Source organism: Nostoc sp., from assembly GCF_036917455.1.
In the GTDB taxonomy this organism is placed as follows: domain Bacteria; phylum Cyanobacteriota; class Cyanobacteriia; order Cyanobacteriales; family Nostocaceae; genus Nostoc.
Map to the genome: position 1 here is coordinate 1 of NZ_JBALDK010000118.1, position 11070 is coordinate 11070.

Annotated in this window: 12 protein-coding genes; 7 read left to right on the plus strand and 5 right to left on the minus strand. The window is 39.6% G+C overall.

Annotation, left to right across the window (positions count from 1 at the left end):
• Positions 1 to 434: L-histidine N(alpha)-methyltransferase (locus V7K42_RS12785; RefSeq protein ID WP_334916691.1), on the minus strand; the 434-nt coding region annotated here is incomplete at its 3' end.
• Between the two features lie 192 nt (positions 435 to 626).
• On the opposite strand from V7K42_RS12785, the gene V7K42_RS12790 reads away from it, so the two are divergent.
• The 4 genes from V7K42_RS12790 to V7K42_RS12805 all read left to right on the plus strand — a co-directional run bounded on the left by V7K42_RS12790 (position 627) and on the right by V7K42_RS12805 (position 5142).
• Positions 627 to 2420, plus strand: a complete 1794-nt coding sequence (locus V7K42_RS12790; RefSeq protein WP_334916674.1) for an ABC transporter ATP-binding protein — start codon at positions 627 to 629, stop codon at positions 2418 to 2420.
• Between the two features lie 76 nt (positions 2421 to 2496).
• Positions 2497 to 4299, plus strand: a complete 1803-nt coding sequence (locus V7K42_RS12795) for an ABC transporter ATP-binding protein (protein WP_334916676.1) — start codon at positions 2497 to 2499, stop codon at positions 4297 to 4299.
• Positions 4300 to 4338: 39 nt separating this feature from the next.
• A complete protein-coding gene (locus tag V7K42_RS12800) occupies positions 4339 to 4593 on the plus strand; it encodes a TIGR03643 family protein (RefSeq protein WP_334887849.1) in 255 nt (84 codons plus the stop codon).
• A 15-nt stretch (positions 4594 to 4608) separates the two neighbouring features.
• Positions 4609 to 5142 carry a dihydrofolate reductase family protein gene (locus V7K42_RS12805; protein WP_334916678.1) on the plus strand — a complete coding sequence of 178 codons (534 nt, stop codon included), beginning with the start codon at positions 4609 to 4611 and terminating at the stop codon, positions 5140 to 5142.
• 129 nt (positions 5143 to 5271) lie between these two features.
• Here the strand turns inward: V7K42_RS12805 and trxA are convergent, their stop codons facing one another.
• Entirely contained in the window at positions 5272 to 5619 is a 348-nt protein-coding gene (gene trxA, locus V7K42_RS12810) for a thioredoxin (RefSeq protein ID WP_094328019.1), read from the minus strand.
• Positions 5620 to 5825: 206 nt separating this feature from the next.
• On the minus strand, positions 5826 to 6143 hold the full coding sequence (locus tag V7K42_RS12815; protein ID WP_334916680.1) for a hypothetical protein: 318 nt from the start codon (positions 6141 to 6143) through the stop codon (positions 5826 to 5828).
• Between the two features lie 384 nt (positions 6144 to 6527).
• Between V7K42_RS12815 and V7K42_RS12820 the strand changes: the two genes are divergently transcribed.
• Positions 6528 to 6737 carry a hypothetical protein gene (locus V7K42_RS12820; protein ID WP_334916682.1) on the plus strand — a complete coding sequence of 70 codons (210 nt, stop codon included), beginning with the start codon at positions 6528 to 6530 and terminating at the stop codon, positions 6735 to 6737.
• A gap of 289 nt (positions 6738 to 7026) precedes the next feature.
• On the opposite strand, the gene V7K42_RS12825 is transcribed toward V7K42_RS12820, so the two are convergent.
• Positions 7027 to 7335, minus strand: coding sequence for a hypothetical protein (locus V7K42_RS12825; RefSeq protein ID WP_334916684.1), 309 nt, complete (start codon positions 7333 to 7335; stop codon positions 7027 to 7029).
• 483 nt (positions 7336 to 7818) lie between these two features.
• Here V7K42_RS12825 and V7K42_RS12830 point away from each other — a divergent pair, with 483 nt between their 5' ends.
• Positions 7819 to 8076 carry a hypothetical protein gene (locus V7K42_RS12830; RefSeq protein WP_334916686.1) on the plus strand — a complete coding sequence of 86 codons (258 nt, stop codon included), beginning with the start codon at positions 7819 to 7821 and terminating at the stop codon, positions 8074 to 8076.
• Positions 8077 to 8311: 235 nt separating this feature from the next.
• On the plus strand, positions 8312 to 9982 hold the full coding sequence (locus tag V7K42_RS12835; protein ID WP_334916688.1) for an ABC transporter ATP-binding protein: 1671 nt from the start codon (positions 8312 to 8314) through the stop codon (positions 9980 to 9982).
• Between the two features lie 48 nt (positions 9983 to 10030).
• Here the strand turns inward: V7K42_RS12835 and V7K42_RS12840 are convergent, their stop codons facing one another.
• On the minus strand, positions 10031 to 10972 hold the full coding sequence (locus V7K42_RS12840) for a hypothetical protein (RefSeq protein WP_334916689.1): 942 nt from the start codon (positions 10970 to 10972) through the stop codon (positions 10031 to 10033).
• Positions 10973 to 11070: the final 98 nt, after the last annotated feature.

Genomic DNA, 11070 nt, shown 5'->3' on the forward strand with positions numbered 1-11070 from the left:
TCAAGTAATTCTTCACTAATATCTAAGGCAATATATTTATTAAGTTTATTTAATTTATTAAGCTTTTGAATAAAATCTTTTGCAGGATATGAATTTCCTGCACCTACATCTACAATATTAATTTTTTCGCCACTTTTAATATTTTCATTAAAGTAGTTAAAATTAGCCTTTAAAAGCTCAATTTCTACATTCGATGTTCGATACCATCGAGGAATAATATATTTTAGATAAAAGTCATCCCATATTTTTGCACCTCTACCTTTATAAGAATACTTTAGAGGGATTTCTTGTCTGACTTCTAATGCATTAATTATCCCTAAGATTTCTTCTTCAGAAAAAATAGAGTAGAACTCAGAACTTGGCTTTGCTGTGCGACTGATAGCAGTTGACATCTCTGAGGGAAGTTGGGGATTGCGATAAAAATCTTGAGCCATTATTCTTGTTCTTTGGTTTTCTTCGGTATTCAAATGGATTAGCCGCAATGTTGCCAAAGACGTATTTTCCCATGTCGTTGTCCCCAAATGTGGAATTGTCACCACAAATAGATTCCATATTCGCCATTGACCAGTTGTTTTTTTACAATCAAAGTGCGAGATAATTTTCCAAAGATACAGGGGTGCATTTCAGTGGTTCAGCAACCAGAACTCCAAGAAACTTCGTCGATACAGTCAATGCAGCGTGTGCTTAAGAGTTTAAGCACTTACCGATGGACAACGCTCGGAGCATTGGTCAGCCTGTTGCTGTTGACGATCGCAAATGCGGTGACTCCACAATTATTTCGGTGGGGAATCGATCAAGGTATCATCCCAAAGAACCTTCAAATTGTGCTATACAGCGCCGCCTGGATGGTACTGGCCGCGATCGCTCGTGGTTTATTTAACTTTGGACAAAGCTATTTGGCAGAAGCAGCATCTCAGGGTGTAGCTTACGACCTGCGAAACAAGATTTTCAGCAAAATTCAAAATCTCAGTTTTAGCTATCATGACCAGGCGCAGACTTCCCAACTGTTAACCCGTGTCACCAGCGATATTGAGCAGATCCGTACCTTTATTGGTACTAGCTTAATTCAGGTCATTGGTGGAATTGTCACACTGGTGACTATTGCGGTAGTTTTGCTGGTGATGAATTGGGAACTCGCACTAATTACCCTAACAGCAGTACCTGTATCAGCATGGTTGATGGCAAGATTTGTCACCCGCAATAATAAACTTTTTCGGCAAGTCCAAGAGCAACTAAGCGACCTCAATGCCGTACTACAAGAGAACTTGCTAGGAATACGGGTGGTGAAAGCCTTTGTCCGGGAATCAGCCGAAAGGTCGCGTTACACGACCCTAAATGATGGTCTGGTTAAGGCAAATATGAAGACCATTAGCGCCATCCATAATACCTTCCCGTTTATCTTTTTGCTGAGTAACTTGGTGACACTGGCAGTTTTCGGCTACGGGGGAGCGCAGGTGATTGGGCGTAGGTTCTCCATTGGCGAACTGGTGGCGTTTAACTCCTACCTAGCATTGATTCTCCAACCGATTTTGTTGATTGGATTTGCAGCACCCGCGATCGCTCAATCAGCTGCTTCTGCTGAACGAGTCTATGAAGTTGTCGATGCAGAGGTAGAGATCCGCGATCGCCCCGGTGCGGTGCCATTTGAAACCTGCGGTGGGAGAATCACCTTTGAAAATGTTTCCTTTCGCTATCCGGGAGCCAGTACCGAAACTCTCAAAGAAGTTTCCTTTGAAACCAAACCCAACGAACTAATCGCCGTTCTAGGGATGACTGGTTCCGGGAAAAGCACAATTATGAACTTAATTCCCCGCTTTTATGATGTTACAGGGGGAGCAGTTCGGATTGACGGACGAGATGTAAAAAATTTCACGCTTAAAAGCCTGCGATCGCGAATTGGCATTGTATTTCAAGAAACCACCCTTTTCTCTGGCACACTCCGCGAAAATATTGCCTACGCCAAACCCAATGCAACCCTAGAGCAAGTGATTGAGGTTGCAAAAACCGCCCAAATGCATGATTTTATTATCGGTCTACCCGATGGCTACGAGACGATTGTGGGTGAACGAGGTGTGGGTTTATCTGGCGGACAAAAACAAAGAATTGCGATCGCTCGTACCTTACTAACCGATTACAGCATTCTGATTTTGGATGATAGTACCTCAGCTGTAGATGCCAAAACTGCTGCCCATATTCAAGCCGAACTAGATCGCTTAATGCGCCAAAAAACTTGCACAACTTTTGTAGTAGCTCAACGTATTAGCACCGTTAAGAATGCCGATCGCATTTTTCTAGTTGATAAAGGCCGATTGGTAGCCCAAGGTACTCACGAGGAATTGATGGAAACCAGCCCTCTCTACGGTGTGATTTTGGAATCTCAGGTAAAGACGAAAGATAAAAATGATCCCAGACTAACATAAATAGCATTGCTTGAGATTTTTATAACAGCCTTGTAATCTAAAATCCAAAATCTAAAATCTAAAATCCAAAATTGCTATGAGAGGCACTATTCCCGTTGTTGCATCTGACGATCGATCGAGTAAGCAAATCTCCACCCTGCAACGCTTTTTGCAATATCTGCTACTTTATCGCAAAGAAATTCCCATCGCCCTGACATTAGTATTTATTGGTGCCGTAACCCAAGCAATTGGCCCATTTTTCCTCGGTTGGTCGATCGATCGCTTAATTGCCCAAGGTAATTTGCAAGGACTCTTAATGTTATTAGGGCTACTAGGGCTGAACTACGGACTTGGCGTTTTAGCAATTCGGGGTCAAATTATTCGAGTCGGCTGGATTATGCAGCGATTGCTGGCTCAATTGAGGCAAGATATTTTTACTAAAATCCAAAGTCTGCCCCTCAGTTTTTTCGATCGCAGCGAAGCGGGCGATTTAATGAGCCGCCTGCTAAATGATGTCAATACTGTGAATCAGGCATTTGGACTAACGATTGCCCAAATGCTGGGCAACGTTTTCAGTTTGGTCGGCATAATCATTGCCATGCTCTCCATCAACCTGCAACTCGGATTGTTGAGCAACTTGGTTGTCCCACTGATGATTTTGACCACAAGTTTGTTTGCTCGTTGGGCAAGAACCAGGTTTCGCGTTACTCGACAGACTATTGGTCAGCTTTCCGCCAAGTTGGAAGAAGATATTGGCAGCGTCAGAGAAGCACAGGCATTTAATCGGGTACAGATGAATATCGCAGAATTCGACGTTCTTAACGCCGCCAATCGTGATGCCAATGTCGAAGCTGTAGCAATTACTTCCGCCTTTTTGCCTTCCATCGATTTTCTTAACACACTAGCAACCGCAGGCGTGCTGGCTTATGGTGGCTATCTTGCCGTCACTGGGGCTGCAACAGTGGGTGTGGTGACATCCTTTTTACTTTACGTCCAGCAGTTCTTCCGCCCTATTCAGATTCTCAGCCAGTTTTACACCCAAGCTCAATCTGCCTTCGCCGGATTAGAGCGAATCTTTCTATTAATAGATGAACCGTCAGAACTCAAAGATGCACCCGATGCGACAGAAATGCCGCCGATTCAGGGTGAAGTGACATTTGAGAATGTCAAGTTTGGCTATAACCCAGATCAATTGGTTCTTAAAGGGGTGAATTTGCACGCCTATCCAGGACAAATGATTGCATTAGTAGGGCCGACTGGTTCGGGAAAAAGTACAATTATTAACTTGATTTTGCGCTTTTATGATGTCTCTAGCGGTGCAGTGAAAATTGATGATATTGATGTGCGTAGCGTTACTCAAGCAAGTCTACGCCGTCAAATTGGCATCGTTCTACAAGATAATATTTTGTTCAGTGGCACCGTCGCCGAAAACATTGCCTTTGGCGCTCCCTATAGTACCCAAGCTGATATCGAAGAGGCTGCACAACTGGCAAATGTGCATGAGTTCATTACCTCACTGCCACAAGGCTATACAACCCAATTGGGTGAACGGGGAGCGCCCCTAAGCCAGGGACAACGACAACTAATCAGTATTGCCCGTGCGGTGTTGATTAACCCCCGAATTCTGATTCTTGATGAAGCCACCAGTAGTATTGACACGCGCACAGAAGCGCTAGTACAAACTGCGATCGCTCGTTTGCTGCAAGGTCGTACCAGTTTCGTAATTGCCCACCGTCTCAGCACAGTTACTCAAGCAGATCGGGTATTAGTAATTCAGCAGGGACAAATTGTAGAGCAAGGTACTCACGCCGAACTCATCGATCGACAAGGTGTCTATGCCAACCTCTATGCCTTGCAACTGGGTGCAGCAGACACAACGGTTCTTCAAAATGAAAAGTAAAATGTATATAGCTCAAATTTACCAATTGCCAGAAAAGGAATGAAGCTACCTAACCTCGATTCACAAACCATCGATCGCATCATTGAGATGGCATGGGAAGATAGAACATCTTTTGATGCTATTGAAGCTCAGTTTGGACTGTTAGAGAAACAGGTAATTGCCTTAATGAGGCGCGAAATGAAAGAATCTAGTTTCAAAATGTGGCGAGAGCGAGTCACCAAACGCAATACAAAGCATTTATCTAAGCGAGAATTTATTGCAGGTCGGTTTAAATCCCACAATCAAAAAACGTAACTAATTGAGAGTAAAATGACGAAAGTTACACTCTACATTGCAGCTAGTTTGGATGGCTATATTGCTCGCAACGATGGAGGAATTGAATGGCTATCAATCCTTGACACTGAAGGGGAAGACTTCGGTTATAGTGATTTCTACGAATCCATTGATGCGATTGTTTTGGGTCGCAATACCTATGAAGTAGGGCTTGGTTTTGATGAATGGCCTTATCCGGGGAAGAAATCTTTTGTTTTCACCAAGCGCCATCTCCAATCTAACCATGAGGACGTTGTATTTGTTTCCGATCCAGTAAATAACGCTTTAGCAGATATAGAGACCCAAGGTTTTGAAAATATCTGGCTAGTTGGTGGCGGAGCATTAATTAATTCGTTTCTTCAGCACAGTTTGATTGATGAATATATTATTTCAACTATTCCAACTATCTTAGGTAGCGGCATACAACTTTTCCCACCGCCTAGTCCTGAAGAACAATTGGAGCTGATTAACTCGAAACAATATTCTAGTGGGTTACTGCAATCACATTATCGGCGAAAAGTGAATCCTTAAAAAGGTATAACTCATAATTACGCTTTAGGTGGTGATAAGTTCAATGCACCAAACTTCAGGGAATTGAAACACCACCTGAAACGTCATTGCCGTTTTTAGGAATCGGATATTTTTAATTACAAATTAAGTTTAAACAACCTCAAGAAGCTTTTGAACAGCTTCGCTAAACTGCTCGTAAGGAGAAACTCCCACGATAGTTTCTGCTAAATTGCCATCTTTGAAAATTAAAACTGCTGGAATACTGCGAAGACCGAATTTTTTGAAAATTGGTTTGTTGTTATCAACGTCTACCTTAACGACTTTAGCGCGGCCTTTGTATTCCTGGGCGAGTTGATCCATTAACGGACTGACCAGCCGACAGGGCCCACACCAAGTAGCCGTAAAATCAACAACAACAACTTTCTCTTCACTTCCATTTAAAACAACATCAAATTCACTTTCTTCAACGTAATTAACTATCTGAGTATCAGTAGACATTTTTTTATTCCTTAGTATCAAACTAAAATTGCAGCAAAAAGCTCACTATACAAACTATACCTCCTTCTGCTTGTCAGATTCACCAGTGACCTACATTGAAAAAGCCCCGCAACTGATTTTTGCTCAGTAGCGGGGATTTGATAATCTGATGGTGCGTCATGCGATGCGATCGCTACCAACCTAGCTAATCCAAAAATCTCACACCTTCAAGATGTAGAAGCGTCATCTCGATCAAACAGTTCTAACAAGCCAATTGTGCCTACAAAAAAAGTATAAGTAGCATACTGGATTGGGATCTTTTTTCTTGAAGGTGCATAAAAAGCTGCTACAATACCTAGGGTAAAATGGCTCGTCATGGCAAAACGCTCAATCCAAAAAATTGGATTCAGGCTGCTTGGTACATTACTATTAGTTAGTACGGCATAAATATTCCACGATTCTAATCCAATTGCACTGGTTATAAGTACTGTAGATATAACTTTTACAACAGGAAAAATGTTTTTCTTTATAAACTTTAAGTTCATGCCGTTCACAAAAAATTATTGAAAATACCTACAATACCCAGTAAAGTAACAGACAAGATTATCTGTGAGGACTTACGCAAAAAGTCTCTCAAACTATTATTTTCCCGTGTTATCTATGGCTAGCATTTCCGTTATTCATGCGTAAGTCTTAATGTCCGTTATCTAAAATTAACCCTAAGTCAACCAATCTTATATCATAATTCCCATTTTTGTAAAAGCCTCTAAAAAGATCGACATAGTGGATTAAATCTGCCATACCCATAAACACTACGAGTAATGAAAATTAAATAACCAGATATAAAAAAATGATAAAAGTGTGGAATAATACATTGGAGATAAATTTCGTTGCACTCAATAGATTAGATTGATACAAAATGTAAAGCTATGATTGCTCAACATTACAATTCAATTCACGTTCAAAATGACTTGCTTAAACAGATCCAAATTAAAGAAAATCAGCTACAAATTGCCCAAGAGTCTAATATGCTCCATGTGGTAGAAGCATTACAGAGTCAATTATTAAAGTTACAGAGTCAATTGTCAGAGCCACAAGAAGTTGAAATTCAAGCGTTAATGAGTTTGCTAGACAATTAAAATTGCAAATTTTTGTTGCAAATTTTATTCAAAACAAAAAACTCTGCTAATCAAAAACAGAGTGTATTAATTGTCATGCCTGGGGTATAGCTGAGGTGCTATAGCTTAAGAATTAACAGTGCAACAAGTAGCGATCTAAGGTTTTATAGAAGCATATTAATTCTTACCTAAGAGGGAGCATCCCAAATGTGTAAAAACATATCTAGTCATTGCGAACGCTCCATTCGCAATGACTAATTCTAATTTGGTAAATTTGCAAAATTGGGATGATCCCTTACTTAGATAAGATTTAGAGTTTTTGCTGAATAGGTGGTCTTTTGATCTGCCGAACTAAATCAATCTTAAGAACAGGTTTAATTGAGGACAGTTGTCTTTGTCTGAGAATTTGAATTTCTCTCTCAATTGAGTCTTTTCCTTGCCTAAAAAAGTCTTGAGAATTATATGGAACTAAGTCACGGGATAAACTTTGAGTTTGTGCTGGAGTCAAATTAGGAAGGGGTTGTTCAGCATTGGCAGAAGTTTGTGCAGCCAGTAACAAAACTATTGAAACCAGCAAGGGTTTGATGTTTATACATCTGGTGAATATCAGGTTTAACATGATTGATACATCTGTTACGTAAATCCTGCTTCAAACCATCTTCAGTTGGTCTTACTATAATCAAAGTACACTTATTGGCTTACTAATTACCTCCCACAAATGGGTGAATTAATCGGCTAAACTACCTTATCAATATCTGGAACTGGCCGATCTAATTCAATATACTAAGGAGAAAATAACCCTGCTAGGTTGGGTGGATACGCAATAATTAGGCTTAAGTGATAATGCTGTAGTAAGTACTTATTGTCTGTAACAGCAAATACTAAATCATAAAATTGTATTTTATACAGGTATTTTTTCACAAATTCAGGTAATTATTAGGTGATATATTGCCTTAACAATAGTTTTCGGAGATTTTATGCTTACTAGTTGTTAAATCATCTAAATATAATTGACAATAAAATATATCAGTATTTTAACTGTTGTATTAACTGTTAATACTTACACAATATGTAGCACAATCTTTTTCATATCTTAGTCATTGTGAAATCTCTTCTACAGACTTACTTAGAACAAGAAATCTGGATACTAGTACGAGATAAGTGGTATTTCGCCACAATTATTGGAGTTTGGGATGATTTATTGTGGTTTAAACATAGAACTTACAACAAAGATACAGAGGAAGATACTCTCTGGGAAATGGTTGTAAAAATCAGTGAAGTAACTGCTATAGATAAAGTTAGGTCTGTTGTTAGTAGAAAACCAGATGTGCTTATTTCACGGCTACTAGAAACTGAGTAAGGCATAAACGATCGTTATCATCAAGATCGCGAACATTAATTAGCTTAATAGTGAAAATACTTGCTTGTCTTTTAACATTAACTAGTAAAAATTGATGTAAGCAGTATAAATCACTACTGTCAAGGATTCGCTAAGACAATAAAGATGTTTGCATCGCGGAGGTTTAATACTAATCTGATAGACTATCTTAAATTTGAAATTATAAAAGCTGGTAGCCCAGGGCTGATAACTAACTATGAGTGAAGCCTTATTCTGTATCGAAAATCTGCGAGTTGCCTATCCTCAACGGAGTGGAGAAGAGGCAAGCTGGGCGGTTGATGATGTATCTTTCACCTTGCAACCAGGTGAAAAAATGGGCTTGGTGGGAGAGTCGGGTTGTGGAAAGTCAACTATAGGCAGGGCAGTAATGCGTTTACTACCAGCCTCTAGTAGGGTTGAGGGACGGGTGATATTTCAAGGACAGTCGATATTTGACTTGATGCCTAACCAGTTGCGGAAATTTCGAGGAGAAGCGATCGCCTTAATTTTCCAAGATCCCATGACACGCCTCGATCCACTGATGACGATTGGTAAGCATTGTATCGAAACCCTTCAGGCGCACTCACCAGAATTATCAACGCGGGAAGCCAAAAAAAAAGCACTTGCTACTTTGGCGAAGGTGAATATTCCTGCTAGTCGCTGGAATCAGTATCCCCACGAATTTAGCGGTGGAATGCGCCAACGGGTAGCGATCGCTTTAGCTTTACTCCTCAACCCCAAGTTGATTGTTGCTGATGAACCCACCACCAGCTTAGATGTCACCGTTTCCGCGCAGATATTGAAAGAATTAACTCGCCTGTGCGGTGAAGAAAACATGGGATTGTTGCTGATTTCTCACGATTTAGCAATGGTGGCTGAATATTGCGATCGCATTGGCGTTATGTACCAAGGCAAAATGGTCGAAATGGGTTCTACAGAAACCGTATTTAGGGAGCCTCAACATGAGTATACGCGATCGCTCTTAAAAGCAGCTTTACACATTCAAGCAGTAAATGATGATGGAGAATTGATAATTGCCAATGATTCAGAAAAGCAATTACCGATTATTAATAAGCAATCCCCAATTTTGAGTATTACAGAACTCAAGCAATACTACACTATAGAACCTAACTTTATCGAACGACTGTTTAAGACACAAACCCAGACAATAAAAGCAGTAGATGGGATTGATTTGGATCTTTATGCAGGAGAAATTCTCGGCTTAGTTGGGGAATCAGGTTGTGGTAAAAGTACGCTGTCACGAACAATCTTGCAACTAATTCGTCCCACCAGTGGCAAAGTAGAGTTTTTAGGACAAGATTTAACTACACTGTCGCGTCAAGAAATTCGCTCCTCACGGCGACAAATCCAAATGGTTTTTCAAGATCCTCATGCTTGTCTTAATCCAGCGATGACGGTGGGACAAAGTATCGCCGATCCTTTATTTATCCACAATCTAGCCGATCCTGTTAAGGCCAAAGAACAGGTTTTGTGGATGCTAGAGAAAGTTGGTTTAACACCGCCAGAAGTGTATTATGAGCGTTATCCATCAGATTTGTCTGGGGGACAACAGCAAAGAGTTGCGATCGCTCGGGCTTTGATTACTCACCCCAAACTTTTAATCTGCGATGAACCAGTGAGTATGTTAGACGCTAGCGTGCAGTCGCAAGTGCTGGATTTGATGTTGCAATTAAAAGAAGAATTTGAGTTAACCTATCTGTTCATCACCCACGATCTTTGGTTAGCGCGATTTTTATGCGATCGGATTGCCGTCATGAATAGCGGTAAAATTGTTGAAATCGGTCTGACAAAAAAGATTTTTGCCAATCCTCAGCACCCTTATACCAAAACCTTACTAGCTGCTGCTCCTTTATTAGCACGCGCTTAACTAAACAAAGTGAGGAGTTATGAATTTCTAACTCCCCACTCCTAACTTCTAACTCTCTTCCCTTCCCTCAAGTAATTTAGTTACTTCTCCACTCGAACCATATAGCTCAATAAATCTTTTAAACAGCAATGCAGTTTCATGATTTGAAGCTCTATTTGATTTGAATAAACGCCCTATATTTTTATCAGCTAAAGCTCTTAGATACGGCAAATCTTCAAATAGTGTCAAACAAGAAGCAAAATGCAATATTATTTGTAATAATGGCTTTGGCCACTCTAGGTCACTATAAATATCTATAAAGAAGTGATGTTCTGAGTCATTTAATGGAAAAGCATTAAATATAACAATTATCCTTCTGTGATTGTAGACTGGAATACTCAGTTCAACAGTATAGGGAGTATGTAATATTAAATCTACTTCCACAATCGGTTGCCGCCAAATCCTCAAAGGATTAGCTGGCGAGTCTAGTATTGTTTGAAATTTAATTATTCCACCAGTATTCGTAGGTTGAAAGTGGCTAATTTGAAAAATTTTCAGGTTATTAAGGCTAAAATGATGAACTGTTTCTAAATGTTTTAAATTCAATAGATGATAAATTTGGCAAATATAAGGGAATGGTAAAATATACTCCTGGCTAATCATGTGGAGCTTTTTCAATTGAAGCTTATTAGCTTGACTTCGAGCAAGATATTCTTGATATTGGCTTGGTCCTAAATCATTGCTGTTGAAGCTTTCGTCAGGTTTGAGATATAGCCAACTCACAAAAAAGAAAGAGGTTGTAAATAGCTGAAATATTTCTATATAAGATAAATAACCATCAGTAAATGCAGCTATACTTCTATCAGTTATTCCGAAAAGCCAAGATGGAATTCCAAATATCCAGATATTACTTTTGATTTTATCTATAATAAGTGCTATCTCAACATTTGAGACATTGCTATCTTTATTTAAACTTAATTTAGTATTATTTTTCAAGCAACTAGTAAACATAATGTTTTGATTAACTTAATACTAATAATCTATAGACTTAATATTTGTACTAAGTTTAAATAAGAATATATAACCATAACCTCTATCTTTAGCTGTAT